At 36.1% G+C, this 25,678-nt stretch carries 25 protein-coding genes; 13 read left to right on the top strand and 12 right to left on the bottom strand.

What is annotated here, in order from left to right; genetic code table 11:
- Positions 1-354: 354 nt before the first annotated feature.
- Entirely contained in the window at positions 355-1,185 is an 831-nt protein-coding gene (locus tag ACLHG9_RS08285) for a hypothetical protein (protein WP_410221030.1), read from the bottom strand.
- A 358-nt stretch (positions 1,186-1,543) separates the two neighbouring features.
- On the opposite strand from ACLHG9_RS08285, the gene ACLHG9_RS08280 reads away from it, so the two are divergent.
- The 3 genes from ACLHG9_RS08280 to ACLHG9_RS08270 all read left to right on the top strand — a co-directional run bounded on the left by ACLHG9_RS08280 (position 1,544) and on the right by ACLHG9_RS08270 (position 4,147).
- Positions 1,544-1,735: a hypothetical protein gene (locus tag ACLHG9_RS08280; protein WP_410221029.1), complete on the top strand. Its 192-nt coding sequence runs from the start codon at positions 1,544-1,546 to the stop codon at positions 1,733-1,735.
- A 94-nt stretch (positions 1,736-1,829) separates the two neighbouring features.
- Positions 1,830-3,470, top strand: coding sequence for an ATP-binding protein (locus ACLHG9_RS08275; protein ID WP_410221028.1), 1,641 nt, complete (start codon positions 1,830-1,832; stop codon positions 3,468-3,470).
- Between the two features lie 11 nt (positions 3,471-3,481).
- Positions 3,482-4,147 (top strand): response regulator, encoded by a 666-nt coding sequence (locus tag ACLHG9_RS08270; protein ID WP_410221027.1) that lies wholly within the window; start codon positions 3,482-3,484, stop codon positions 4,145-4,147.
- Between the two features lie 282 nt (positions 4,148-4,429).
- On the opposite strand, the gene ACLHG9_RS08265 is transcribed toward ACLHG9_RS08270, so the two are convergent.
- A complete protein-coding gene (locus ACLHG9_RS08265) occupies positions 4,430-4,855 on the bottom strand; it encodes a GNAT family N-acetyltransferase (RefSeq protein WP_410221026.1) in 426 nt (141 codons plus the stop codon).
- Positions 4,856-4,934: 79 nt separating this feature from the next.
- Complete coding sequence (gene fbaA, locus ACLHG9_RS08260) at positions 4,935-6,014, bottom strand: class II fructose-bisphosphate aldolase (RefSeq protein ID WP_410221025.1); 1,080 nt, start codon at positions 6,012-6,014, stop codon at positions 4,935-4,937.
- Positions 6,015-6,185: 171 nt separating this feature from the next.
- Between fbaA and accD the strand changes: the two genes are divergently transcribed.
- Both accD and ACLHG9_RS08250 read left to right on the top strand, forming a co-directional pair.
- The gene (gene accD / locus ACLHG9_RS08255; protein WP_410221024.1) at positions 6,186-7,031 is read left to right on the top strand and encodes an acetyl-CoA carboxylase, carboxyltransferase subunit beta; all 846 of its coding nucleotides are present in this window, start codon (positions 6,186-6,188) and stop codon (positions 7,029-7,031) included.
- Positions 7,032-7,163: 132 nt separating this feature from the next.
- The gene (locus tag ACLHG9_RS08250; protein WP_410221023.1) at positions 7,164-7,892 is read left to right on the top strand and encodes an N-acetylmuramoyl-L-alanine amidase; all 729 of its coding nucleotides are present in this window, start codon (positions 7,164-7,166) and stop codon (positions 7,890-7,892) included.
- 163 nt (positions 7,893-8,055) lie between these two features.
- Here the strand turns inward: ACLHG9_RS08250 and ACLHG9_RS08245 are convergent, their stop codons facing one another.
- Both ACLHG9_RS08245 and ACLHG9_RS08240 read right to left on the bottom strand, forming a co-directional pair.
- On the bottom strand, positions 8,056-9,114 hold the full coding sequence (locus ACLHG9_RS08245) for an NAD(P)-dependent alcohol dehydrogenase (RefSeq protein ID WP_410221022.1): 1,059 nt from the start codon (positions 9,112-9,114) through the stop codon (positions 8,056-8,058).
- A 45-nt stretch (positions 9,115-9,159) separates the two neighbouring features.
- Entirely contained in the window at positions 9,160-10,158 is a 999-nt protein-coding gene (locus tag ACLHG9_RS08240; RefSeq protein ID WP_410221021.1) for a phosphatase PAP2 family protein, read from the bottom strand.
- Between the two features lie 184 nt (positions 10,159-10,342).
- Here ACLHG9_RS08240 and ACLHG9_RS08235 point away from each other — a divergent pair, with 184 nt between their 5' ends.
- The gene (locus ACLHG9_RS08235) at positions 10,343-11,887 is read left to right on the top strand and encodes a M20/M25/M40 family metallo-hydrolase (RefSeq protein ID WP_410221020.1); all 1,545 of its coding nucleotides are present in this window, start codon (positions 10,343-10,345) and stop codon (positions 11,885-11,887) included.
- 59 nt (positions 11,888-11,946) lie between these two features.
- Here ACLHG9_RS08235 and ACLHG9_RS08230 read toward each other — a convergent pair whose 3' ends face one another.
- The 5 genes from ACLHG9_RS08230 to ACLHG9_RS08210 form a co-directional block, all read right to left on the bottom strand.
- On the bottom strand, positions 11,947-12,846 hold the full coding sequence (locus ACLHG9_RS08230) for an MBL fold metallo-hydrolase (RefSeq protein ID WP_410221019.1): 900 nt from the start codon (positions 12,844-12,846) through the stop codon (positions 11,947-11,949).
- Between the two features lie 110 nt (positions 12,847-12,956).
- Positions 12,957-13,271: a preprotein translocase subunit YajC gene (yajC, locus tag ACLHG9_RS08225; RefSeq protein WP_410221018.1), complete on the bottom strand. Its 315-nt coding sequence runs from the start codon at positions 13,269-13,271 to the stop codon at positions 12,957-12,959.
- A gap of 23 nt (positions 13,272-13,294) precedes the next feature.
- The gene (locus ACLHG9_RS08220) at positions 13,295-13,732 is read right to left on the bottom strand and encodes a DUF1573 domain-containing protein (protein ID WP_410221017.1); all 438 of its coding nucleotides are present in this window, start codon (positions 13,730-13,732) and stop codon (positions 13,295-13,297) included.
- Positions 13,733-13,739: 7 nt separating this feature from the next.
- Positions 13,740-14,660, bottom strand: coding sequence for a transcription antitermination factor NusB (gene nusB / locus ACLHG9_RS08215; RefSeq protein WP_410221016.1), 921 nt, complete (start codon positions 14,658-14,660; stop codon positions 13,740-13,742).
- A gap of 88 nt (positions 14,661-14,748) precedes the next feature.
- Positions 14,749-15,837, bottom strand: coding sequence for a Glu/Leu/Phe/Val family dehydrogenase (locus ACLHG9_RS08210; RefSeq protein ID WP_410221015.1), 1,089 nt, complete (start codon positions 15,835-15,837; stop codon positions 14,749-14,751).
- A 120-nt stretch (positions 15,838-15,957) separates the two neighbouring features.
- Between ACLHG9_RS08210 and ACLHG9_RS08205 the strand changes: the two genes are divergently transcribed.
- The gene (locus ACLHG9_RS08205; protein WP_410221014.1) at positions 15,958-17,742 is read left to right on the top strand and encodes an ABC transporter ATP-binding protein; all 1,785 of its coding nucleotides are present in this window, start codon (positions 15,958-15,960) and stop codon (positions 17,740-17,742) included.
- 99 nt (positions 17,743-17,841) lie between these two features.
- A complete protein-coding gene (locus ACLHG9_RS08200; RefSeq protein WP_243363243.1) occupies positions 17,842-18,168 on the top strand; it encodes a DUF3276 family protein in 327 nt (108 codons plus the stop codon).
- Positions 18,169-18,213: 45 nt separating this feature from the next.
- On the opposite strand, the gene ACLHG9_RS08195 is transcribed toward ACLHG9_RS08200, so the two are convergent.
- Entirely contained in the window at positions 18,214-18,840 is a 627-nt protein-coding gene (locus ACLHG9_RS08195) for a tetratricopeptide repeat protein (protein WP_410221013.1), read from the bottom strand.
- A 264-nt stretch (positions 18,841-19,104) separates the two neighbouring features.
- Between ACLHG9_RS08195 and lon the strand changes: the two genes are divergently transcribed.
- Together lon and ACLHG9_RS08185 are read left to right on the top strand one after the other, a co-directional pair.
- Positions 19,105-21,573: an endopeptidase La gene (gene lon / locus ACLHG9_RS08190; RefSeq protein ID WP_410221012.1), complete on the top strand. Its 2,469-nt coding sequence runs from the start codon at positions 19,105-19,107 to the stop codon at positions 21,571-21,573.
- The gene (locus ACLHG9_RS08185; protein WP_410221011.1) at positions 21,566-22,534 is read left to right on the top strand and encodes a lipid A deacylase LpxR family protein; all 969 of its coding nucleotides are present in this window, start codon (positions 21,566-21,568) and stop codon (positions 22,532-22,534) included. The genes lon and ACLHG9_RS08185 overlap by 8 nt, the downstream gene beginning before the upstream one ends.
- Positions 22,535-22,541: 7 nt before the next feature.
- Here the strand turns inward: ACLHG9_RS08185 and arfB are convergent, their stop codons facing one another.
- Positions 22,542-22,952, bottom strand: coding sequence for an alternative ribosome rescue aminoacyl-tRNA hydrolase ArfB (gene arfB / locus ACLHG9_RS08180; RefSeq protein WP_410221010.1), 411 nt, complete (start codon positions 22,950-22,952; stop codon positions 22,542-22,544).
- A gap of 184 nt (positions 22,953-23,136) precedes the next feature.
- Here arfB and cmk point away from each other — a divergent pair, with 184 nt between their 5' ends.
- The 3 genes from cmk to ACLHG9_RS08165 are packed head-to-tail and all read left to right on the top strand — an operon-like array spanning position 23,137 to position 25,551.
- Positions 23,137-23,823 (top strand): (d)CMP kinase, encoded by a 687-nt coding sequence (gene cmk, locus ACLHG9_RS08175; RefSeq protein WP_410221009.1) that lies wholly within the window; start codon positions 23,137-23,139, stop codon positions 23,821-23,823.
- A 37-nt stretch (positions 23,824-23,860) separates the two neighbouring features.
- Positions 23,861-24,697 carry a DUF1080 domain-containing protein gene (locus ACLHG9_RS08170; RefSeq protein ID WP_410221008.1) on the top strand — a complete coding sequence of 279 codons (837 nt, stop codon included), beginning with the start codon at positions 23,861-23,863 and terminating at the stop codon, positions 24,695-24,697.
- A 2-nt stretch (positions 24,698-24,699) separates the two neighbouring features.
- Positions 24,700-25,551 carry a sulfurtransferase gene (locus tag ACLHG9_RS08165; protein WP_410221007.1) on the top strand — a complete coding sequence of 284 codons (852 nt, stop codon included), beginning with the start codon at positions 24,700-24,702 and terminating at the stop codon, positions 25,549-25,551.
- Positions 25,552-25,678: the final 127 nt, after the last annotated feature.

The following is a 25,678-nucleotide window of genomic DNA, read 5'->3' as shown; positions in this document are numbered from 1 at the left end:
TTAATGGTAAAAATACACAATGATTGTAAATAGCCAGCATTTAAACAGATTAAAAACAGAGAAGAAGAAATCTTATCAAGCTGATAACAGTTCTGTACTTCTCTGTAAAACAGACATCTTACCTGAAAAACATAATATTTAAGTCTATAAACTTAAAAATAATCGGTACGGTAAAACAATACCTTAATTTTAAGAATTATTAAGACAGAAATATAAGTACTTAATGTACTCTTCTTATGGAATAATGTGACTTTTAAGGAAAGGCATCTTTTTCAGGAAATCTGAATTAAAGATAAATGCCTGGAATTTATATAGCGTTAAAGATAAAAGCGAAAATTACTGGTTCTGCAGGTATTATTTATAAGTATCTATAATATACTGAGTAGCGGGTTTTAAAACTTCTTCTGGATGTACAGGATGCCTACCTTTTGCTGTAAAAAATTCAACCTCATCATTTATTTTTGAATACCAAACTTTACCAATAGAATAATTGGTAAGCGTATCTGTAACTGTAATCTTCTTAAAATGAACCATTTTCTGTGGATCCATTGTAATTATTTTTACACCTTCAATTCGCTCATTACACAATATAGGCTTATAACGATCAGTTTCCCAGTACATACATTGCTGTACTTCATTAACATGCACATAAAAACCACCCACCACAACTGAAGTTAATGAGCACAATGACATAGAACCCGCTATCTTAAATTTTCTGATTTTTTTCTTGATCCAGTCTTTGTCATAAACTTCATCTTCAGCATCATCTTCCTCTTTAAATCTCGTTCTAAATGCCTCTGTATTTTTATTGGTCCGTTTTTCATTTAAGCAGTTTCGCCAAAATGCGTAAGGTCTGGGCTCAAAATCTATAAGCCAGGCCAGAAGCTCTATGTTCTTCTCATCCGGATTATAGGTTTTCCCCTTAATAAAATTAATCAGCGGTCTGAATTTGTCAATGTCAATGTGAGCAATGATGCTTTCATAATCTTTAGCCTCACCTTTCGCACCAAAAAATAGTCTCAGCGTATCATCATCTTTCTGATCGCTTCTTTCGTTAATTACAATAAGACATTCTTCTCTCATTTTAGCGGCAGAAGGTTTAATTAAATTAAGTGAAAGCTTCTGTTCATACTGCCTTTTCTCGAAGGCCAGTTTTACCTGTTTTTTATACTTTTCAAACATCATAATTTAGAATTTTAATGTAAAATTAAACGGTTTTCCTGAATACTTCCGGCATTTCCTGAATCTCTGTTGAATTACAGGAATTCACTGATAACAAACATTTTAAGCCTATAAATTTGCTTCGTAAATCGGTTTAAGAGTCTATTAGCTACAGACGAAGGTGCACTAAGAACCGACTTTACATAAAGAGTAAAAACGGCGTTGGTAAATGATTTGGGAAGCCATTTATAAGCTCCGTTTTATTCCACTACCCTTCCCATATAAAAGATATAAGAAGCGCTTCTTATATGAATTGTAGCCCTACCTCCGATCTGTTTCGCAGGCAACTACAGGATTTATTCATTATTAAAATTTTAAGAAAATGTTACAATTAATCATTGCCATTTTATTGGGATTGGCATCCCCTTCATATAACGGTCAGACGGCAAACAGCACTAATGATACCACCGTAACTAATGGCGGTAGCGGTGAAGGAGATCCGGGTAATACAGGTAATACCGGAACTGACGGAACAGGTGGCCAAACTAGCCAAACTCCTCCTCCAAAGCCGTAAAATATTAAAATTAAGGCAGGAGTTACCTGCCTTAATTTTAATAAATTCAATATTATTTATTTATTTTATAAATTAGGTGGTTAACAAATCACCATTGAAAAAGCTCATTATTCTCATTTTTGCAGTTGTTATTATAGGTTGCGATCAAAAAGGTAAGAAACAGGATTCCACAAGCAACAACTTGTTTTATGACAAGGCCTTGGAGTACCGTGACAACCAAAATCAGGACAGTGCATTTTTATATTTTTCTAAGGTAACAACTTATAATACTGATAGCTCATTAATCGCTAAAGCTTATGCAAATATGGCTATCATTCAGTGTGATCAGGGGGATTATTTTGGCAGTGAAGAGAGTGCAATAAAAGCCATTAACTATTTTCGCGATGACAATAAATATCTTCCTGGTGTATATAACAGTATTGCGATAGCAAAGAATAACCTAAAAAACTATAAAGATGCTTTATATTGGTATTCTAAAGCGGTTAGCGTTAGTACAGATAGTTTAAACATTTTGCTTTATCAGAACAATATTACAGTAGCACTTATTGACCAGAAAGATTATCAATCAGCAATTAAAATTTTGCAAAAACTTCTAGCAAATAACACAATCAGGAATAACAAACCTAAATTTGCTCAGGTACTGGATAACCTCACTTGGGCGAAGTGGTTGCAAAATCCGATTTATAATGCTAAACCCGGCTTAATTTATTCTCTAAAAATACGTGAAAAAGAAAATGATTTGTGGGGACAGAACGCAAGTTACGCCCATCTTGCTGATTATTATGAAAATCAAAATCTAGATACAGCTTTGTTTTATGCCAATAAGATGTATGAAGTTTCTAAACAAATTAATAGTCCTGACGATCAGCTTCAAGCTCTCCAGAAACTCATCAAATTTAGTCCAGCCCAGCTTACCAAAAAATATTTTTCAATTTATCACAGTTTAAACGATAGCCTTCAAACTGCACGCAACGCGGCTAAAAACCAGTTTGCTCTTATACGTTATGAAACTGAAAGGCATAAAGCAGATATCTTAAAACTACAAAAAGAAAATACAGACAAGAAATACCAGATCACTGTTCTGATTTTTGGTATACTCCTTTTATCTGTTAGCGGTTTCATCTGGTATAAAAAGAGAAAGCAAAGACTGGAAATGGAAACACAGAATATGATCAGGGAAAGTCAATTAAGAACCTCTAAAAAAGTACATGATGTGGTGGCCAATGGACTTTACAGAATCATGTCTAAATTAGAAAATCAGCAATCCGAAGACCATACACTCATTGATGAAATGGAAGCCCTGTATGAAAAATCAAGAGATATTTCTTACGAGCAGTTAGAATATACAGATAAGAATTTCAACGAAAAGATATCAAATCTGCTCAAGTCTTTCGCCACAGAAAATACTAAGGTATTAATAGTAGGGAATACTGCAGAACTGTGGAAGAAAGTTGATGCTACCATTAAATATGAAATAGAGCATATCTTACAGGAACTCATGGTTAACATGAAAAAACACAGTAAAGCTACCAATGTGGTTATACGTTTTGAAAACCTTAACAATACTGTACATATTAACTATACAGATAATGGCATCGGCATTTCAAAACAAACAAAATTTAAAAACGGACTCAATAATACGGGAAACCGTATTAAAAGTATTGGCGGAGTCATTAATTTTAATTTGGGAGTTGAAAAGGGTTTAAAAATTCAGCTATCGTTCCCACGATTATAAGATTTAAAATAATGTTCAAACGAATACTCATAGCAGAAGATCATGAAAGTGCGAATATCTCGGTACAGAAAACACTTACAGATCTTGAAATAACACATAAAGATTATGTCTATTACTGCGACGATGCTTTAACCAGAATTAAGAAAGCATTGTACGAAGATCAGCCTTTTGATCTGTTGATCACAGATATCCACTTTGAGGAAGATCATGTTAAACAAGAAATTAATGATGGTATTACATTGATCAGGGCTGCAAAAAACGTACAACCTCAACTTAAAGTTCTGGTATTTTCGGCAGAAAATAAAGCAGCAATCATGGACACGCTTTTTAATGAACTCAATATTGACGGTTATGTTAGAAAAGCCCGTTACGATGCGCAAGAATTAAAATTGGCCATAAAGACCATTTATTGTGAAAAAAAATACATTAGCACAGAGATACACCAGAACATAAAAGAGAAAAACAGTTACGAATTTACCGATTTCGATATCAAAATAATTTCGCTCTTATCAAATGGCATGTTGCAAAAAGATATCCCCGTTTATTTACAGAGCAACAAAATCAAACCATCAAGTTTAAGCAGTATAGAAAAACGCCTCAACCAGATGAAAGAAGTTTTAGACCTTTCTAAAAATGAACAACTTGTGGCCTTTTGCAAAGACATGGGCATCATCTAATTACTAAGTCTTCTTCTGGCTATAGCAACCCCTCAGTTTAACCCAATCCAAAAATAATTTTATAAAAAAAGCACAATTACGGTTTCCCGTAAAACCGTCTTCTTTATTGTACTTAACTTTGAGGTGTTAGTAAAGGAGAATAAGTTTTATAACCAGAGAATTAATACTAAAAAAGCGCTCAAAGTTCAACTAATTTTTCATCTACCTAATTATTTGAACTGATTAAAAACCCAACCCGATAATCGGGTTGGGTTTTTGCATTATATGCCATCTTATTTAAGTTTAGAAGCGTTTAACCATTTTATAATGCTTAATACCAGCTTCTTCAAATTCTTCTCCTTCGGTTTCGAAACCAAATTTTGCATATAAACCCACTGCATCTACCTGAGAATTCAGATAAACATAATGAGCATCAGCAGGCAAATCGGCTAAAACAGTCGAAACCAAAGCCCCGCCAATGCCCTTGCCTCTGAAATCTTTCAGCACTGCAAATCGTTCTAATTTATACCCCAGATCTGTTTTCCTCCATCTGCATGCAGCACATGGTTGCTGACCTGATAAAGCCAGAAAATGAACAGATTCTTCTTCATTTGCATACTCAATTTCAGGTGGACAATTTTGTTCGTCTACAAAAACTGTTCTGCGTATAGCAAATACTTTCGCTAAATCCTCTCTGGTAGTGGCTTTTATAATCTCCAAGGTTTCCATATGTTTAAAATCTGCATTTAAATGTACAAAAAAGGCACAATTGAATTCAATTGTGCCTATATATTAAAAGCTTCTAAACTTAAAGCTTATCATTTACATTAACACAGTTCAAATCCTCAAAAGCTACCATTAAACGGTTAACAAAAGATTCTTCAGCTTTGCGTAACCAAACACGTGGATCATAATATTTTTTATTCGGTTTATCCTCACCTTCAGGATTACCGATCTGTCCCTGTAAATAAGCTTCGTTTTTACCGTAATAACCTAAAACACCATCCCAAAATGCCCATTGCAAATCGGTATCAATGTTCATTTTAATAGCTCCGTAAGAAATAGCTTCTCTGATTTCTTCCTGAGATGAACCTGAACCACCATGAAATACAAAATTAATTGGTTTTGCAGCTGATAAATTAAATTTCTGTTTAATATGATCTTGTGAGTTCTTTAAAATAACAGGCTGTAACTTCACATTACCTGGTTTATAAACACCATGAACATTACCAAAAGCTGCCGCAATCGTAAACCTATCGCTTACTTTGCTTAGCTCTTCATACGCATAAGCAACTTCATCAGGCTGGGTATATAATTTAGAACTGTCTACATCACTGTTATCCACTCCATCTTCTTCACCTCCTGTTACACCAAGCTCAATTTCAATGGTCATACCCATTTTGCTCATGCGTTCAAGATATTTTTTACTTATTTCAAGGTTCTCCTCAATCGGTTCCTCAGAGAGATCTAACATATGTGATGAGAATAAAGGTTTTCCAGTTTCGGCAAAAAACTTTTCACCATGATCTAAAAGTCCATCTATCCATGGTAATAATTTTTTAGCTGCGTGATCTGTATGCAAAATAACTGCAACACCATAATGTTCGGCTAGTAAATGCACATGCTTTGCAGCCGATACAGCGCCCAATATACAAGCCTGTAAATTATCATTGTTTAATGATTTACCTGCATAAAACTGAGCCCCGCCATTTGATAATTGTATCATAACTGGCGAATTCACCTTCTTTGCCGCTTCCATAACAGCATTAATAGTATTGGTTCCGGTAACATTTACAGCAGGTAATGCAAATTGATGTTGTTTAGCTATCTCAAATAATTCTTGTACAGCAGCGCCATAAATTACGCCTTTATAACCTTTTAAACTCATTTTTATTTTAGATTTATATGTTTCGAAGTTAAAAAATTAATCTCACATTCAATAATATTAGACCAATATAAACAATTAGATATTGTACAATATACACTAAGACAGTATTAAAACTATTATTGTGTTAATTTTTTTTTTTGTTTCTTTGTAGTCTCATTTTTTTAAAATAACATGTCCTGGTTTAGAAGAGAGAAAAAGGGTATCAGCACGAGTACTCAAGAAAAAAAAGAAGCGCCTGATGGCTTGTGGAACAAATGCCCGAGCTGTAAAAAAGCGTTGCATACAACCGATTTAGAAGAAAACAAATGGGTTTGCATGTATTGCAATTACCATTTAAGAATAGGATCTAAAGAATATTTCAATGTGTTATTTGATAATAATCAATTTACTGAAATATTTCCCAATTTAACTTCAGGCGATCCCCTACATTTTATAGATAGCAAACCTTATACAACACGTTTAGCAGAAACTACCCAAAAAACAGGGCTTAAAGATGCTATCCGTGCTGCACACGGCAAAATAAATGGCGAAGATATCATGATTGCCTGTATGGACTTTAACTTTATTGGTGGTTCTATGGGTTCTGTGGTTGGCGAAAAAATTGCCCGTTCTATAGATTACAGTTTAAAACACAAAGTTCCATTCCTGATGATATCAAAGTCAGGAGGGGCACGCATGATGGAAGCCGCATTTTCATTAATGCAGATGGCCAAAACATCAGCTAAACTGGCTTTATTAAGCGAAGCCAAAATACCTTATATTTCTTTACTTACCGATCCTACAACAGGTGGAGTAACGGCTTCTTATGCCATGCTGGGTGATATTAACATTGCAGAACCGGGAGCATTAATTGGCTTTGCCGGACCCCGTGTAATTAAAGAAACCATTAAAAAAGATCTTCCTAAAGGTTTCCAAACCTCAGAATTTGTATTGGAACATGGTTTCCTTGATTTTATTGTTGACAGAAGAGAGATGAAAAATAAAATTGCAGACTTCCTGAAAATGATGAAAAACTAATTCCAATCCTATTAAATTTTAAAAAAGCAGGCTCACATTTGTTTGAATGTAAGCCTGCTTTTTCTTTATGTGCCGCATTGGGTCAAGGTCAGTATTAAAAAATCTCTATCTTTAGCCAAAACCAATGCAAAAATGAAACGTTTATTTACATTAAGTTTAGTCTTTTTGGCTTTAAGTAGCTTTATTTATCCTGAACAAAGACCTGGAAAGACTGTGATTATATGGCAACCTTCCCACCAAACAGACACAGGTAAAGACTTTAACGAAGCTTTAACCTGTAATGCCATTGCGGAAGCGGCCATGAAACAAAAACCTAAGCTCAATGAGCATAAAGTATGGAGCTTAAACCAACCTAACCTGCATCATGCCAATGTGGGCAGTAATACGGTGGTAGAGCATACTTCTGCGGTAATATATGGCAAGTTATCAGGTTACGCTTATGAGATCAATAAGGCCAATGAACTAAATGCCGATGTATTTATTGCACTGCACAATAACGGAGGAACCAACCAGCATGCCATATGGGGTTTTATACATGAGGGCGATTCTTATGAAGCCGAAAACAAGGAATTGGCATCAAGACTGGTAAACGCCGTATCAAAAGCAACGGGCTTAATCAATAAAGGTGTATTATTTGACAGCTGGACCGGACGTAACGATTATGTATGTAAAAACACAGGTAAAAAAGCGTTTTACAGTTTAGATGAAAATGTAAATAAAGCTAAATATAGGGTATTGTTAGAAATCGGCGATATGGGGATCAGCAAAACCTTTTTAGCGGATCCTGAAAATCAAAAGAAAATTGGTCAGGCCATAAAAATAGAATTGGTTAAGTGGCTGGAAGAAAAAGGAATGAAGTAGTTTTATTACAACCATAAACACCCTTACGCTGGACTACCAGAAGTAAATTCGTGACAAGCTGTTTCAGCAGCTTACACATGAAAACTCAAAACGAACCCGAAATAATTGCCTATAGCTTTTAGACCTGCTACAAGTCAGATTCGTTTTGAGTTTCAATACATGCTTAGTTTTTAAGGCTTGCCATATCAATTACAAAGCGATAACGCACATCGCTTTTCAGCATACGCACATAAGCTGCATTGATATCCTGCATTTTAATCATCTCAATTTCAGAAACGATACCTTTCTCGCCACAAAAATCTAATAATTCTTGTGTTTCTGCTATACCGCCTATCACCGAACCGGCAACAGATTTTCTTCCCATAATCATAGGTACAGAATTTAAAATAGGTTCCAAACCTCCTAAATAACCTACTAAAACTAAGGTTCCATTTATATTCAGCGTGCTTACATAAGGATTAACATCATGTACATAAGGCACTGTATCAATAATCAAATCAAATTTCCCTTTCACAGACTGCATTTGTGCTTCATCTATAGAAATAACCACGTGATCTGCTCCCAGCGCTTTTGCGTCTTCAGTTTTACCGGGAGTTCTTGAGAATAAAGTAACCTCTGCACCTAATCCTTTAGCTAACTTTATAGCCATATGCCCCAAACCACCCAAACCTATTACAGCTACTTTAGAATTTGGACCTACTTTCCAATGCCTCAATGGCGACCAAGTGGTAATGCCTGCACAAAGCAAAGGCGCAACCGCTGCTAAGTCTAAATTTTCAGGTACTTTTAACACAAAATGTTCATTTACCACTACTTTTTCAGAATATCCTCCAAAAGTGTGTATACCCAGATGTTTATCTTTGCCGTTGTAAGTCCCTGTAAAGCCATTTAAACAATATTGCTCCAAATCCTGTTTACAACTATCGCAGGTACGGCAGCTATCTACCAAACATCCAACCGCAGCTAGGTCACCTGCTTTAAATTTACTTACTTCTGCCCCTACGCGGGTTACTTTACCTACAATTTCGTGCCCTGGAACAGAAGGATATTTTGTGCCTCCCCAATCGTTCCTGGCTGTATGCAGATCTGAATGGCAAACCCCACAATACAGAATTTCTATTTCAACATCTGTGGGTGTTATTTCTCTGCGTTCAATTTTTAACTCCTTCAAATCAGCATCTGCTGCTTCAGTTCCAAAAGCTTTTACGGTATATGTATTCATTTTCTTTGGTTTTATGCTATTAAACGTATAACACAACGCTTATGTTTACATTTTTAATTTCAAACCTATGGTCTGCATGGCATCAACAGATGATGCCGTAAATTGCAATTTATATCTTTTTGCTCTATCAGCTACAACATTCTCTTTTTTAGTTATTCGTTCTCCGGCTATATTTTTTCCGATTACGTAACCTAATAGCAAAGCAATGGGGTAATCTGAGGCCCAATGTACTTTGCTTTGCATCATTTCAAAACATAAAACACCTAATAAACTATAACCAACCGGCTTAATCCACACTTTTTCGGGATAATTTTCTGCAATGATTACCAAAGCAGACATTGCGGTGGTTAAATGCCCCGAAGGCATGGCATCATATTTCGAGGTATGGTGATGATATTCTTTAAAGCTGGGCGCAAAATGCCATCTGCTATGCATTCTTCCATCGCCAGCAGTTACAAAAGGACTTTCTCTACCTGTAAGTCTTTTGAAAGGCTGTACAAACAAACCGGTTACAGCTAAACTTTCTATCAATTGCAGCGATGTACTTAAGGAACGGTAATCGTTTTGAATAATACCATAAGCAGCAAGTCCGCCGCTAATCAAGAATACCGTTGTGCCATTTCCCAAAAAATAAAATGCAGAATTTACATTATCCGGAATAATTTTCAAAAAACCCAGGCTTTTATAATAATGATCTTCCGATAAACCTAAGCTTTCACCAAGATTACGGCTCTCTTTAATGAGCCAAGGGTCTGCTGGTATCATTGCCACAGTGCCGCCCAATGCTGCTAAAGAATAAGGATAATATTGCTTTGATACCAAATCTAAAGCACTATTGATAAAGTTCTTAGGGATGTTATTAACCGCATCCGATAATTTAGGCCTTTGGTATATGAAAATTCTGCTATCTGTTACTTGGTAATATTGCTTACGCTTCTCAGAAAGAAGAATACTATCTCTTGTTAAATTCAGGCTATCTATTGTTTTCGCAAAACTAAAGCTACCCCACAATAAAAGGATGGCCAATAAAAGTGTTTTTTTCATCTACCCCATAAAACTAACAAAAAAACATTTTCGCAACTCATAAAATAGATAAAACAGGGATTAAAATATAATTAAATTTCACTCTGGTTGTATGAGCTTACAATGCAACATTTCTATTATTAAAAAGCTTATCCATTTCTTTATTGCTATTTTAGGTCTTTGTTTTTATCTAATTATCCTAAACATGATTAAAAAATTTTTACCTGCTTTTTTGCTGTTTACATCTTCCTTCGCTTTTGCGCAGGATAAGTTTGTAGAAAATGTTGTTAAAGAAGCTAACCAGAATTCTCAGCTTGAAAAATTAGCCCACGAATTAATGGATGTAGTTGGACCTCGTTTGGTGGGAAGCCCCCAAATGAAACAATCTAATGATTGGGTTGTAAAAAAATACAGTGAGTGGAATATTCCTGCTAAAAATGAAAAATGGGGCGAATGGCGTGGCTGGGAACGCGGCGTTACTCATGTAGATTTAGTAAGCCCTCGTTTAAGAACGCTTGAAGCCACCCAATTGGCATGGAGTCCATCTACAAACGGAAAAGCCATTAAAGCCGAAGCCATTATTTTACCTGAAGTTATTACAGATTCTGTATCATTTCAAAAATGGTTGCCAAATGTAAAAGGTAAAGTGGTTTTAATTTCACATAACCAGATTTCTGGTCGTCCTGATGACAACTGGGAAAAATTTGCAACCAAAGATCTTTTTGAAAAGTACAAGAAAGAAAAAGCTGAGGCTGCCAAGAGTTTTAGCCAGAATTTAGCTAAAACAGGGTTAAATGCAAAAGCTTTAGCACTCGCATTGGAAAATGCAGGAGCGGCAGCAATAGTAATCAACAACTGGTCACAGGGTTTTGGTGTAGATAAGGTTTTTGGTGCAAACACCAAAAAAATACCTACAGTTAACTTCTCTGTAGAAGACTACGGATTGGTTTACCGTTTAGCTAAATTCGGTTCTAAACCAGTAGTTAATATTGTATCTGAATCTAAAGAAAATGGTGTGGTACCTACTTTCAATACAATTGCAGAAATTAAAGGAAAAGAGAAACCGAATGAATATGTAATGTTATCTGCCCACTTAGACTCATGGGATGCTGCAAGTGGAGCTACCGATAACGGATCGGGAACTATTTTAATGATGGAAACCATGCGTATCCTGAAAAAGTTCTATCCTAATCCTAAAAGAACCATTTTAGTTGGACATTGGGGTAGTGAAGAGCAAGGATTAAACGGTTCTCGTGCTTTTGTTGAAGACAATCCTAAAATAATTGACAACCTGCAAGCGTTATTTAACCAGGATAATGGAACCGGACGTGTAGTAAACATCTCTGGACAGGGTTTTGCCAAAGCTAAAGACTATATCACTAAATGGTTAGAAAAAGTACCTGATACCATTAAGAACCAAATCAAAACCAGTTTCCCTGGCATGCCGGGTGCAGGAGGTTCAGATTTTGCTTCATTTGTGGCTGTAGGTGCTCCAGGCTTTTCTCTAAGTTCTACCAGTTGGGATTATGGCACTTATACTTGGCACACCAACCGCGACTCTTATGATAAATTAGTTTTTGACGAAATCAGGAATAACGTAGTTTTAGCAGCCATTTTGGTATATATGGCTTGCGAAGACCCTGAAAGAACTTCTCGTGAAAAAGCTGAGCTGCCGGTTAACCCACGTACAGGAAAAGCGGCTGAATGGCCAAAACAACAAAAAGCTACACGTAAAGGCGGTATAGACTAAGCCTAAAAATCGTTTTACAAAAAAAGCTGTGGTTTGATTATCAATCACAGCTTTTTTATTTAAGCCCTTGTAAGTTCGGTATAAGCGGCTGTCAAACTTCTTTGTATGCCGTCTCCACTCCATTCTGATACACCTGGTATCTGTGTGGCTTTTAAGATATCTTCTTTTGATTTACCCGCTTTAATTTCTTTGGAAACAAAGCTTAACAAAGATTGCAGGTAATGTTGAAAAGCTTTTACATCATCTTTATTTCCCGTTATTTTATAAGGCTCTAAACTATGGCCGAATATAAAAATGGTGTCTTTATCAAATTTTTTCTGGATTTGCTCCAATACCAATATCCAGTTGCCAATGTTTGCACCATTTTCAATATCTATATAAGGGTATCTGCGGTTAAAGACCAAATCTCCGGCATGAACAATATTGGCATTTTGAAAATGATAAATCACATCGCCATTGGTATGACCCGCACCAAAATAATGTCCGGAAATTTTTTCCTTGCCTAATTTTACACTCCAGTCTTTCTCGAATGTGGTATCAGGCAACAACTGACTCGAAAGATTGTTTGCTTTTTCAGCGGCTTTCTTTTGGTTTTCCAAAGAATTTTTATGTGCGACCACATGCTCTGTAATGCCCTTAAAAGCAATATTACCAGCAGTATGATCACCATGATGATGTGTGTTCAGCAAAAATTTAAAAGGCTTCTCGCCTAATTTCTTCAGTTCGGCTATAACATGAGGTGCAGAGTTTGGAAATTGCGCATCTATAACCAGAAAACCATCAGGGCTGTTAAACCAGCCAATAGTACCACCTTGTTCGGTAAAAAAACCAATATTGTTACGTAGGGTTTCAAATTTAAAGTTTTGAAAACTGCCTCCGCTTGCAAACGCATCCGATTTAAAGAGTGCTAAGGCAAGTGCTGATAAAGTAGATTGCTGTATAAAATTTCTTCTGTTCATAACATTACGCGCTAAACTGATATTAAATTTAGCATTTTATTTTACCTTTATCAATCCCTGTAAAACAAAAAAGCCGCTTGATAAGCGGCCTTTATACATTTGAAATATTTTTAGTTAGCAGCTTTAGCAGCAGCTTTGGTAGCGTCTAAAGATATCGCAGATTTGTCGAATCTGATTTTAGTACCGCCCTCTACTTCAATTAAGAAAGTAGTTTCGTTAGATCCTACAATTTTACCATGGATACCAGCAGTAGTAATGATTTTATCACCTATTTTAAGTTCCTCAACAAGCTTTTTATGTTCTTTAGCTTTTTTCATTTGTGGTCTTATCATAAAGAAATAAAAAACGACCATAATTAATACCATAGGAAGTATGGTACTAAATAATTGATTTCCTCCTGCCTGTAAGATTACTGTTAATAACATATAAATTGTGTTTTAAATTGATTCTATTTGTTTTCTACTATTTCGCCTACTAAATGTAACTCCTCAAAGGCTGGCTGGGCATTTGAAGTAATGGTTACCACTTTGTCCTGTTTACCCATTTTTCCATGGCTATCAAAAATAACTTTAATTATAGCCTCTTCTCCCGGTTTAACCGGATCTTTGGGATATTCGGGTACGGTACAGCCACAGGTTGCATTTGCGCCGGATATGATTAGCGGAGTTTTACCCGTATTTTTGAATTTAAAGTCATAATGTACTTTCTCACCCTGTTTAATTACACCAAAATCATAGATCGCTTTTTCTACAGTAACTTTTGGTGCATCTTCAAATGATACTTCTGCAACTTGCTGTTTATTATCCGAACCTGCAGTAGTTTTTCCGTTATTTTTACAAGCCATTAAACTAATGGCAATAAAAACTCCTGTTATAACTTTTTTCATTTGCAAATTATTCATCTATTAAACCTCTTCCAACCTTTTTAATACTGTTGTTCTTTTTCAGGTCATTCAAAATTTTGTCTAATATACCATTAATAAAAGTATTACTTTTCGGCGTACTGTAATCTTTTGATAAATCTAGGTATTCGTTAATGGTAACTTTAACCGGTATAGAAGGAAAATTCATCAGCTCGCAAATGGCCATTTTCATCAAAATAGTATCCATTAAGGCAATACGTTCAGATTCCCAGTTTTTGGTACGCTCAGCAATCAGCTCCTGGTATTTATCTTCATTTTTCAGCGTATACGCAAAAAGATCCTTTACAAATCTGCTATCCTCTGTCCAATCAGCACTTATAGGTGTAAGTTTATTTTCAAAAGGATCATCAGAAACAAAGTTCTTAATGGTTTTGGCTACCATGCCCTGCATAACTTCTCTATCAACAGACCAGTTAATAAAATTATCTTCAAATGCCTGAATAACATTAGCATTTTTCAGCAACATTTTTCTGAAAATGAATTTGATGATTTCTTTAGAACTTTCTAAAGTTTCTTCAAAATCTTCAGCTAAATAAGCCTCATATTCTTTAGACTCTTTAAGCTTATTGAAAACTGCTTTGATCAATTCTGGATCAGAGAACCAGTTAATTCCATATTTCTTAACCAAGGCCACATATTCAGGATTTTGCTTTAAAACATTCGCAAATTTGTTATGTAAAAGTTTTTGGTTAGGATTTAGATCTTCATGTGTAGGCAAATGTTTGTTAGCTCTTTCGGCAGCGTCATGAGCCGTATATTCTGTAATATCTACAATTAAAGCGAGCATAGAAATGTACATTTCATATACATCATCAATACTTTGCATCAAAAGTTTTTGGCTGCTAACTACATCTTTTTTTTCTGTGGTGTACCAGGCAAAAATATTTTGCATGGCTTTAATTCTTAAGTGCCTTCTGTTTAGCATAAATAAATGTAAGAACGATTTTTTTTATTATTAAATTGTGTGTATGTTTTGTGATTTAATATGAAGATTTAATTTTTTTGATATCGCTAATTCTCTTTTCGGCGATATGTGCCGCGGCACTGTTTGTAGGAATGTTTTCTTGTTTTGAAAGTTTGATAACTTCTCTTGTAGCATCGTAGATATTTTCTGTTAACTGCATGGTACGTTTTTTCCCAAAGCCTGTAAGTTCAGAATAGCAACTGATCAGGCCTCCTGCATTGATCAAGTAATCAGGAGCATATAAAATTCCTTTATCTAAAAGCATCTGCCCATGTATCTGCTCATCTGCCAGCTGGTTATTTGCAGATCCCGCAATAATGGCAAATTTCATGCTCTTAATGGTTTTATCATTAACTGTTGCTCCTAAAGCACAAGGTGCATAAATATCGGCACCTATGGTAAAAATTTTATCTGCTTCTATGGGTTTGGCTTTATATTTCCGGGCAATCATCTGAAGTCTGTCTTCGTTAATATCGCTTACATAAACTTCAACATTCTCCTGTCTTAAAAGCTCTACCAAGTTTTCGCCCACATTTCCCGTACCTTGTACCACTACAGATCTTCCGGCCAGCATATCGGTACCGAAAACTTCTTTAACACAAGCTTTTATACCTAAAAAAACACCCTTTGCCGTAAATGGTGCAGGATTACCCGCTCCACCAATAGATTCAGGAACACCAGTTACAAAGTTTGTTTCCATCCGTATAAATTCCATATCACGGGTGGTGGTTCCCATATCTTCGGCAGTAATAAATTCACCGTTAAGATTTTTGATAAACCTACCAAAACTACGCATCAGCGCTTCGGTTTTCATCTTACGCGGATCGCCAATAATCACAGCCTTGCCTCCTCCAAGGTTCAGGCCGGTAATTGCCGATTTATAGGTCATGCCTTTTGATAGACGCAACACATCTTCAAGCGCTTCAGCTTCCGAAACATAATTCCACATACGGGTACCTCCCAAAGCAGGCCCTAAAGTAGTATCATGAATAGCAATAATGGCTTTTAAACCAGTATCCGGATCGTTACAAAAAACAACTTTTTTATGGCCAGAAGCGGCCAGTTGATCTAAAACTGAAGGGAAATTAGCATTATGAACAGACATACCAAATAGTTTGAAGCGTCGACCCTACAAAAGTACTATAAACAACTATAAAAAAAACATTTTTGTTTGATTTTTAAATATTTTGAACAAAAATTCTCCTTTTGTTACCTTTACACCAACATGAAAGAACTGCTGTATCTCAACAAATATTTTATCAAATATAAATGGAGGATTATTCCGGGACTAATCTTCGTAATCATTTCTAACATGTTTCAGGTTGTTCCGGCCAAAGTAGTTGCTCATGCTTTCAATTTGATTACAGCCAATATTAGTATATACAGGCTTTTTAATGGCTTTAACCAGCAGAGTTTAGCTTACGATATTTTTGGTTATGGCCTCCTGTTCTTTGCATTGCTTATTCTGCTCTTATATCTGTTAAGAGGCTTATTTCTTTTTTTTATGCGCCAAACCATCATACTAATGTCGCGTCATATAGAGTTTGACATGAAGAACGAGATTTACGCACATTACCAGAAATTAAGTTTAGGTTTTTACCGCAGAAATAATACAGGTGATTTAATGAACCGCGCTACCGAAGATGTAAACCGGGTACGTATGTATGTAGGGCCTGCCATTATGTACACCACCAACACTATTGTACTCTTTATTACAGCTTTAACTTTTATGTTTTTGGTAAATGCAAAACTGGCATTTTACGCGGTTTTGCCACTCCCTGTTTTAACACTTATCATTTATAATGTTAACACATCTATAAACAGAAAAAGCGAAAGTATACAGCAACAGCTTTCAAAACTGTCATCTTTTGTACAGGAAAGATTTTCAGGCATACGTGTAATTAAAGCGTATGTAAGAGAATTTTACGCACAACAGGTTTTTGCAGTAGAAAGCAATACTTATAAGCACAGTGCCATGGGTTTGGTAAAAGTGCAGGCATTATTTTTTCCGGCTATGCTATTGTTAGTTGGTATCAGTACCATCATTACCGTTTTTATTGGTGGCAAACAGGTCATAGCCGGTACGATAACCCCGGGTAATATTGCAGAATTTATCATCTATATTAATCTGCTTACCTTTCCGGTTACCATGCTGGGCTGGGTAACCACACTTATACAAAGAGCCGCAGCATCACAAAAGCGGATCAATGAATTTTTGCACCTCGAACCCGAAATCAAATCGGGCGCTCATATTATAAAACCATTTAATGGAGGCATTAGATTTAACAATGTTAGCTTTACCTATACAGATACCGGCATCAAGGCACTATCAAACATAAACTTTGAGATAGAACCGGGAAAATTCTTGGCTATTATTGGTAAAACAGGTTCGGGAAAATCGACCATAGCCAACTTGCTGATGCGCATGTACGATGTTGAACAAGGTGGTATTGAAATTGACGGAGCAGATATAAGAGCTTTAGACTTAGAGGCCTACCGCACCGAGCTCGGTTTTGTACCCCAGGAAGTATTCCTGTTTTCTGATACCATTAAGAATAATATTGCTTTTGGCATGGATAAGATTACTTTTAACCAAGTTGAAGATGCCGCCAAAAATGCAGCTGTTTATCAGAATATTATGCATCTGAAAGATAAATTCGATACGCTATTGGGCGAAAGGGGTATTACTTTGTCTGGCGGGCAAAAACAGCGGGTCTCTATAGCAAGAGCCCTGGTTAAAACGCCCAAAATACTTATTCTTGACGACTGCCTATCTGCCGTAGACACCAAAACTGAAGAAGAGATTTTAGGCAATTTAGGCAGAATAATGCAGAACAAAACCTGTGTGGTAATTGCACACCGCATATCTACCATAAAAAATGCAGATAAAATCATTGTACTTGATAATGGCCACATTGTAGAACAAGGTACACACACAGAATTGCTGGCCAATAATAAGGTGTATGCAGAAATTTACCGGAATCAACTTTTAGAAGAAGAACAACAATAATTTTTTTAAGAATGTAATTTTACTTTACATTCTTTTTGAACTTTGAAAATTAATATTTTATATTTACCCAACCAAAAACCAAATACTACACACATTACAATGGGAGATTACGACAACAAAGAGAGAGAAGAAGTTTTTTCAAAAAAGGTAAGAGCGGGTAAACGCACTTATTTTTTTGATGTAAAAGCAACACGTTCGGGCGATTATTACCTTACGTTAACTGAGAGCAAAAAGAGATTAGAGGATGGTGTTTTTGTAAAACATAAAATTTTCTTGTACAAAGAAGATTTCGAGAAGTTTACAGAAGGTTTAACAGAAACTGTTGAATATATCAAATCTCATCAGGATGTAGTTGAAAAACGCTATGAATACTCTGAAAATGGGGAATTCAATTCAAGATCTGAAGCTGACGATTTTACTTTTTAATAAAGAACTTCATAAAAAATCCCGGAAAATTTTCCGGGATTTTTTTTATTTCAGACTGGCTATTTGTGCCTTTACATAATCTATAAGAGATACTATATCTTTTCTAAGCGGTTGCATGGTCATGATTTTCTGAAAATCATTAATAGACTTATTTAGCAAGGCCACACAATTGGTCTTATCAACAGCCTTTTTAATCTTATAAGACTTAAAAATGCCATAGTCTTTATAAGCTATACCCCGGTTTTGCAAGATTTGGATATCTTCCTCACCGTTTATTTCCATCGCTTTGGTAAAATCTTTAATGGCATTTGCATAAAGGTTATCACGGGTCTGGCTCATATCCTCTTTAGAAGCATTAGCTATATTTAAATATGCTTTGCCTCTATAGTAATAGGCAGAATAATCATCAGATTTTAAGGCTACAAGTCGGGTGTAGGTACTTACCGCATTCTCATAATCAGCACATTGAAAATAAGAGTAACCTAACATTTTTAACACGTTAATATTAGATGGGTCATTACTGTCTGCTTTTTCTAATTGTACAACAGCAGTTTTAAAGTCTCCCTTCATCCAGGCTTGGGCACCAAGCTTCTCAAAATTACTTTGCGCAAAACTATTCGCAGCTAAACATACAATAGCGCCTAGCAATAAACTTTTTTTAACTTTTACCATTTAAGGGTTCTTTTTATCTAAATATATAAAAAATCTTTGCAAAGAAAGTGCAAAATACATCTTTTACGATAATCTTTGCTTCTTTTAACGTAAAAAAGTGTTAAATATGATAAACATATTCTTTTTTTTAATACTGACTTTTTTACAGTACCCATAGCTTCTATATGCTTTGGCACAAGAGTTGAATTTTAGAAAATCGTAACAAAAAATAATTTAGTCAATCATAAACTGCCACATTGGCGTTTAATCATATATATAAATTTAATGAGCAAACAAGATCCTTTCGATTTTAGCAACGCATTACCGATTATAAGTGAAGACACTGAGTTTTTTCCGCTCATGTCACAGCAGGATGAAGAAGATATGAACAACGAGGAAACTCCAGAAATACTTTCTATTCTCCCGCTCAGAAACACCGTTTTATTTCCAGGTGTTGTAATCCCTATTACGGTAGGCAGAGATAAATCCATTAAACTGATCAAAGAAGCCTATAAAGGCGATAAAGTTATAGGGGTAGTTTCTCAAAAAGATGTTTCCATAGAAGACCCTACTTTTGATCAGCTTAACACCGTAGGTACAGTAGCGCAAATTATTAAAATGCTGCAAATGCCCGATGGCAATACTACTGTGATTATACAGGGCAAGCAACGTTTTCAATTGATACAGGAAGTTCAGTCTGAACCTTTCTTTAAAGCCATTGTAGCCAAGTTTAACGAAACCAAGCATAGAGAAGATAAAGAATTTAAGACTTTAGTGGCTTCCATTCGTGAAATGTCGACGCAGATCATACAGCTTTCACCTAATATTCCAAGCGAAGCAGCTATTGCCCTGAAAAATATTGAAAGCACCTCTTTCCTGATCAACTTCATTTCATCAAACATGAATGCTGATGTTGAAGAAAAGCAGAAGATGCTTGAGATGAACAACTTGCGCAAACGTGCCGAAATGATCATGGATCTACTTACCACCGAGCTGCAAATGCTTGAGCTTAAAAACCAGATCCAGTCTAAAGTAAGAACAGATTTAGATAAGCAGCAACGTGATTATTTCTTAAATCAACAGTTAAAAACCATTCAGGAAGAATTAGGGGGCAATTCTATAGACTTAGAATTCGAGGCATTAAAAACACGTGCCAAAAAGAAAAAATGGGCTAAAGAAACCTCTGAACACTTTGACAAAGAGCTCGAAAAACTAGGCAGGATGAATCCTCAAGCACCTGATTATTCTATTCAGATGAATTATCTGGAATTGCTGCTGGATTTACCCTGGAACAATTTTACCAAAGATAATTTTGACCTTAAACGTGCACAACGCACTTTGGATAAAGACCATTTTGGGCTCGAAAAGGTTAAGCAGCGTATTATAGAGTATTTAGCGGTATTAAAACTTAAGAAAGACATGAAAGCGCCTATCTTATGTTTAGTAGGTCCTCCGGGAGTAGGTAAAACCTCTTTGGGAAGATCTATAGCCAAAGCCCTTAACCGCAGATACGTACGTATGGCACTGGGTGGTGTAAGAGATGAAGCCGAAATACGTGGACATCGCAAAACCTATATCGGTGCTATGCCTGGCCGTATCATGCAGTCTATTAAAAAAGCCGGAGCTGCAAACCCTGTTTTTGTACTGGATGAAATTGATAAAGTAGGTTCTGATTTCAGAGGAGATCCTTCTTCTGCCTTACTTGAAGTATTAGACCCAGAACAAAATCATGAGTTTAATGATCATTACGTAGAAACCAATTTTGATCTTTCTAACGTACTATTCATTGCTACTGCAAACACATTAAGCACCATACAGCCTGCATTGTTAGACCGTATGGAAATTATAGAAGTGAATGGCTATACTATCGAAGAAAAAATCGAGATCGCTAAAAAATACCTTTTACCAAAACAACGTGAGGCACATGGCTTAGCAAGTAAAGATATTACGCTTAAAAATAGTGTGATTGAAAAGGTAATTGAAGATTATACCAGAGAAAGTGGAGTACGTGGTTTAGAAAAGAAAATTGGTAGTTTGGTAAGAGGTACGGCTACTAAAATAGCTATGGACGAACCGCATGACATCAGTTTAAATGATAAAGATGTTGAGCGTATTTTAGGTGCACCTATTTTTGATAAAGATCTGTACGAAGGCAATGAAGTTGCAGGAGTGGTAACTGGTCTGGCATGGACACAGGTTGGTGGAGATATTTTATTTATCGAAGCAAGCTTGAGCCCCGGCAAAGGAAAATTGACCTTAACTGGTAATTTGGGTGAGGTAATGAAAGAATCAGCTGTAATTGCGCTGGCTTACCTAAGGGCACATGCCGCTAAGTTTAACATAGACCACAGATTATTTGACCATTTTGATGTACATATACACGTTCCGGCCGGTGCCACACCTAAAGATGGCCCTTCTGCAGGAATAACCATGCTAACAGCACTTACTTCCGCCTTTACACAACGTAAAGTAAAATCAAATTTAGCCATGACCGGCGAGATTACTCTACGGGGCAAGGTGTTGCCTGTTGGCGGCATCAAAGAGAAAATCCTTGCTGCCAAACGCGCAAATATCAAAGAGGTCATTTTATGTAAATCAAATAGAAAAGATATTCTCGAGATTAAAGAAGATTACATTAAAGACCTTAAATTTCACTATGTTAGCGAAATGAAAGAAGTAATAGATGTAGCTTTAACCAAAGACAAAGTTAAAGACCCTATTGATCTGAGTATAAAATCTGACAAAGTTGATTAAGCTATCCGCTCTAAATAAAGTTCTATACTGTGCTTTGCTGCTAATGAGTTTAACCCTGCAAGGCAAAGCACAGGAATACAAGAATGAATTTGGCTTTAAAAGCGATAATGATTCTTACTTGTGGTATGGTCAGGATAGGTATTATACCAATGGACTTTTCATTAATTTCAGAAGAGCAATTAACCAGCAAAAATTAGGTAATAAGCTCGAAAAGCTGACTTATGAAATGACCGCTGCCCAGAAAATGTACAATCCTATTTCAGGTTACAGTCCACAAAAAGAACAACAAGATCGCCCTTTTGCAGCTTATTTATATGGAGCTGTAAATGTAAACCTTCTTTATAAAAATGAAAGTGCTTTAAAAACAGGCTTAGAAATAGGAACTCTTGGTCCCGATGCCTTGGGTAAAGAAGCCCAGGAGCTGCTACATAAAATTGTGGGTTTTTATGAGGTTAAAGGCTGGGAATACCAGATTAAAAGCACCACTGCAGTAAATCTTACAGCACAATACATGCGTTTGCTGCACCGCAGCGAAGACCAAAAAACAGATTTCAGTTTTGAAGGATATGGTAATTTAGGTACAATTTTCAGTGGGGCGGGTGTTGGTATTTTATTCAGAGCAGGAGCTATAAACCAGCTGTTTAACAGTGCCTATACAAATACGGTACTAAGCCATAATAGCAAAACGCCTAAGCTGGTAAAAAATGAGCTTTTCTTCTATGCAAAACCGCAGTTAAACTATATAGCTTACGATGCTACCATTGAAGGCAGTATGTTTAATCATAACAGTCCTGTAACTTTTGGCGTAAAACCTTGGGTATTTGCGCAACAGATTGGTTTTAATTACAGCACCCCACGTTTTACTTTAGATTACCACCTGATTTTTAAATCAAGAGAAGTTAAAAGCACAGCCAAACCACATCAGTACGGTAGTATATCGATGTACTATAGGTTTAATTAAATCAACGTTAATCCCAATTAGGTTTCTTTCTGCCTTCTTTCTTTTGAGCAAGTAACGCTTTATTAACCAAACGTTTTTCTTTAACCGCTTTAGGTATTTTGGTTGCTTTCCTTTCCTTCTGTACCTTCAATCCCGATTTAAGCAAATCATTTAGTTTCAATATTGCACGTTGTTTGTTCAGCAACTGGCTTCTGTCTTCCTGCGATACAATATGCAATATACCTTCATTGTCTAATCTTGAAGCCAGCGTTTCTTTTAACCGATTTTTTTCTTCCTCTGTAAAAAAGCTTGCGTCATCAATATTAAAAAGCAATTCTACCTTACTAGAAACTTTATTTACGTTTTGCCCGCCCTTACCTCCGCTACGTGAAGTTTTAAAGGTCACTACTTTTTTAATATCGTCAATTAATGGTAACATGAATATATCTCCCTTAAAATTTGGAGGGCGTAAATTATGTTTTTTAACAATAAAACAAAATATTGTGTTTATAAAAAGCTTTAACCACAATTTATTGATTTTTTTAAAGATCATTTTTAAAATTGTCTTTATCATGAAGTTTTAGGTGTAGCTTTTAAAGTCTTTTTTTACCTTTGCTTTTGTAATGAGAAAAAATTTGGTTGTCGCCATTGATGGCTATTCATCATGCGGAAAAAGCACCTTAGCAAAGGCTTTGGCTAAGAAATTAGGTTTTATTTACATAGATAGCGGAGCCATGTACAGGGCCGTAACACTTTATTTTCTCAGAAACCAGATTGACATCAACAATATAGAAGCTGTTAAACAGGCTTTAGAAAAAATAGAACTCAATTTCCACTCACGCGATTATCAGTCGCATATTTTACTGAACGGTGAAGAAGTATCGGAAGAAATCAGACTGATGTATGTATCTGAAGCCGTAAGTCCGGTATCTGCCATCAAAGCAGTAAGACATGATATGGTAAAGCAACAACAGCGCATGGGCAGATCCAAAAACATTGTAATGGATGGACGTGATATTGGCACTGCTGTTTTTCCAGATGCTCAGGTAAAATTCTTCATGACTGCCGATCCTAAGGTAAGAGCCGAAAGACGTTTCAAAGAACTGCAATCTAATGGCGATACCCAAACTACGCTTGAAGATGTTTTTGAAAATCTGGCACACCGCGATTATGCAGATACAACAAGAGCAGAAAGTCCCTTAACCCGTGCAGAAGATGCAATTGTACTGGATAACACTAATCTTACCGAAGAAGAGCAGTTAAAGTTTGCTTTAGACCGGGTAGAACCTCTGTTAAAAAACCTCGCCTAATTGTTTTTCTTTAACCGCCTTTTTATATCTTTAATACATGATAAAGAAAAAAAGGCTCGCTTTAGTGCTGTGTATATTTTCCATGTGCAGCATAACCACATTTGCGCAAAGAGGCTGGATTAACCTATTTAACGGCAAAGACCTTAAAGATTGGAATATCAAAATTAGCAAGCACGCCTATAATGAAAATTTCGGCAATACTTTTTATGTTGAAGATGGTATTTTAAAAGTAAAATACGATGCTTACGATACCTTTAACCAGCAATATGGGCATATTTTCTATAAAAAACCTTTTTCAAATTATCTAATTAGAGTAGAATACCGTTTTGTGGGCGAACAAGCCAAAGGCGGCGAAGGTTGGGCTTATAAAAACAGTGGCGTAATGTTGCATTGTCAAGATCCGGCAACCATGCTCAAAGATCAGGATTTCCCTATTTCTGTTGAAGGGCAATTATTAGGTGGTAATGGCAAAGACGAAAGACCAACAGGTAATGTATGTACACCGGGCACTACCATAGAAATTAAAGACAAACTGTTTACCCCTCACTGCCTCAACAGCAGTTCAAAAACCTATCACGGCGAACAATGGGTTACTGCTGAATTTTTGGTCTTAGGAGATTCAATCATTAAGCATATTATTAATGGCGATACCGTGCTTACTTATACCCATCCAAAAATTGGTGGAGGTAATGTAAGCAATTACGATCCTGCCATTAAACAAGATGGAAAAGCGCTTACTGGAGGTTATATTTCTTTACAGAGCGAAAGCCACCCTGTACAATTCAGAATGGTAAAATTATTTGACCTGCAGCCCTATGTAAATGATCAGAAAAAATTAGAAAAAGTTTTAGGAAAATTGAGAGCAGGAAAATAAACATGAAAATCTCTCCTATCATTGAAGTTGCAGAACTTTTTAAACTACATAAAAACACCGACTTAATTTTAGTGGATGCCGGCAATGGCAAGAATGCTAAATCCAATTATGAGAATGAACATTTAGAAGGTGCAATATTTATTGGTTTAGATACTCATTTGGCAACTGTTGAGAGTAATCCAGCCAACGGTGGGAGACACCCCTTGCCCGATATTAAAGATTTTGCCAGAACTTTATCCAGCATGGGTATTTCAAAGCATAGCCATGTGGTAATTTATGACGATAAAAATGGCTCAAATGCTGCTGCAAGATTTTGGTGGATGTTAAGAGCTGTTGGGCATGAAAAAGTTCAGGTATTAAATGGCGGTTTGAGCGAAGCCAAAAGAAATCATTTTCCTTTAAGCGCTAAGACTGAACCTGTAAAAACCATAGCCGAAACCTACCCTGTTGAAAACTGGGAACTCCTCATTGCGCCAATAGATGAAGTAGAAGCTGTTTCAACTGATCCCGATCATATTGTAATTGATGTAAGAGATGCCGAGCGTTATGCAGGGATTACCGAGCCTATCGACCTAGTTGCAGGCCACATTCCAGGTGCGATCAACATTCCATTTACAGAGAATTTAGATAATAACGGTCTGTTTTTAAATCCTAAAGAATTAAAAATGAAGTATGAGCAAAGATTCAACCATATCAATCCCGAAAACATCATTGTGCATTGCGGTTCGGGTGTAACGGCATGTCATACACTATTGGCGATTGCTTATGCAGGGCTGCATATACCAAAACTTTATGTGGGTTCATGGAGTGAATGGAGCAGAAACAACAAAAAGATTGAAACTGGAAACCGATAAAAAACACACCAAAAACCCGAAAATCAAAAAACAGCTCTTTCAAATCATCTCTACAGCTAAAAAAATAATTAAAGCAAATACGTCCGTAACAAAGCCTTGTTTTCTACATCTCAATATTAAAACCAAT

The organism is Pedobacter sp. (assembly GCF_046462515.1).
Lineage (GTDB): Bacteria > Bacteroidota > Bacteroidia > Sphingobacteriales > Sphingobacteriaceae > Pedobacter.
The sequence above is the reverse complement of the archived record's forward strand: the minus strand, read 5'-3'. Positions and strand labels throughout refer to the sequence as shown.

What these genes read in the sequence shown, in the direction of transcription:
- ACLHG9_RS08285 (WP_410221030.1), bottom strand. Translation starts at nt 1,185, where the DNA reads ATGATGTTTGAAAAGTATAAAAAACAGGTAAAACTGGCCTTCGAGAAA.
- ACLHG9_RS08280 (WP_410221029.1), top strand. Translation starts at nt 1,544, where the DNA reads ATGTTACAATTAATCATTGCCATTTTATTGGGATTGGCATCCCCTTCA.
- ACLHG9_RS08270 (WP_410221027.1), top strand. Translation starts at nt 3,482, where the DNA reads ATGTTCAAACGAATACTCATAGCAGAAGATCATGAAAGTGCGAATATC.
- ACLHG9_RS08265 (WP_410221026.1), bottom strand. Translation starts at nt 4,855, where the DNA reads ATGGAAACCTTGGAGATTATAAAAGCCACTACCAGAGAGGATTTAGCG.
- fbaA (WP_410221025.1), bottom strand. Translation starts at nt 6,014, where the DNA reads ATGAGTTTAAAAGGTTATAAAGGCGTAATTTATGGCGCTGCTGTACAA.
- accD (WP_410221024.1), top strand. Translation starts at nt 6,186, where the DNA reads ATGTCCTGGTTTAGAAGAGAGAAAAAGGGTATCAGCACGAGTACTCAA.
- ACLHG9_RS08250 (WP_410221023.1), top strand. Translation starts at nt 7,164, where the DNA reads ATGAAACGTTTATTTACATTAAGTTTAGTCTTTTTGGCTTTAAGTAGC.
- ACLHG9_RS08245 (WP_410221022.1), bottom strand. Translation starts at nt 9,114, where the DNA reads ATGAATACATATACCGTAAAAGCTTTTGGAACTGAAGCAGCAGATGCT.
- ACLHG9_RS08240 (WP_410221021.1), bottom strand. Translation starts at nt 10,158, where the DNA reads ATGAAAAAAACACTTTTATTGGCCATCCTTTTATTGTGGGGTAGCTTT.
- ACLHG9_RS08235 (WP_410221020.1), top strand. Translation starts at nt 10,343, where the DNA reads ATGATTAAAAAATTTTTACCTGCTTTTTTGCTGTTTACATCTTCCTTC.
- ACLHG9_RS08230 (WP_410221019.1), bottom strand. Translation starts at nt 12,846, where the DNA reads ATGAACAGAAGAAATTTTATACAGCAATCTACTTTATCAGCACTTGCC.
- yajC (WP_410221018.1), bottom strand. Translation starts at nt 13,271, where the DNA reads ATGTTATTAACAGTAATCTTACAGGCAGGAGGAAATCAATTATTTAGT.
- ACLHG9_RS08220 (WP_410221017.1), bottom strand. Translation starts at nt 13,732, where the DNA reads ATGAAAAAAGTTATAACAGGAGTTTTTATTGCCATTAGTTTAATGGCT.
- nusB (WP_410221016.1), bottom strand. Translation starts at nt 14,660, where the DNA reads ATGCAAAATATTTTTGCCTGGTACACCACAGAAAAAAAAGATGTAGTT.
- ACLHG9_RS08210 (WP_410221015.1), bottom strand. Translation starts at nt 15,837, where the DNA reads ATGTCTGTTCATAATGCTAATTTCCCTTCAGTTTTAGATCAACTGGCC.
- ACLHG9_RS08205 (WP_410221014.1), top strand. Translation starts at nt 15,958, where the DNA reads ATGAAAGAACTGCTGTATCTCAACAAATATTTTATCAAATATAAATGG.
- ACLHG9_RS08200 (WP_243363243.1), top strand. Translation starts at nt 17,842, where the DNA reads ATGGGAGATTACGACAACAAAGAGAGAGAAGAAGTTTTTTCAAAAAAG.
- ACLHG9_RS08195 (WP_410221013.1), bottom strand. Translation starts at nt 18,840, where the DNA reads ATGGTAAAAGTTAAAAAAAGTTTATTGCTAGGCGCTATTGTATGTTTA.
- lon (WP_410221012.1), top strand. Translation starts at nt 19,105, where the DNA reads ATGAGCAAACAAGATCCTTTCGATTTTAGCAACGCATTACCGATTATA.
- arfB (WP_410221010.1), bottom strand. Translation starts at nt 22,952, where the DNA reads ATGTTACCATTAATTGACGATATTAAAAAAGTAGTGACCTTTAAAACT.
- cmk (WP_410221009.1), top strand. Translation starts at nt 23,137, where the DNA reads ATGAGAAAAAATTTGGTTGTCGCCATTGATGGCTATTCATCATGCGGA.
- ACLHG9_RS08170 (WP_410221008.1), top strand. Translation starts at nt 23,861, where the DNA reads ATGATAAAGAAAAAAAGGCTCGCTTTAGTGCTGTGTATATTTTCCATG.
- ACLHG9_RS08165 (WP_410221007.1), top strand. Translation starts at nt 24,700, where the DNA reads ATGAAAATCTCTCCTATCATTGAAGTTGCAGAACTTTTTAAACTACAT.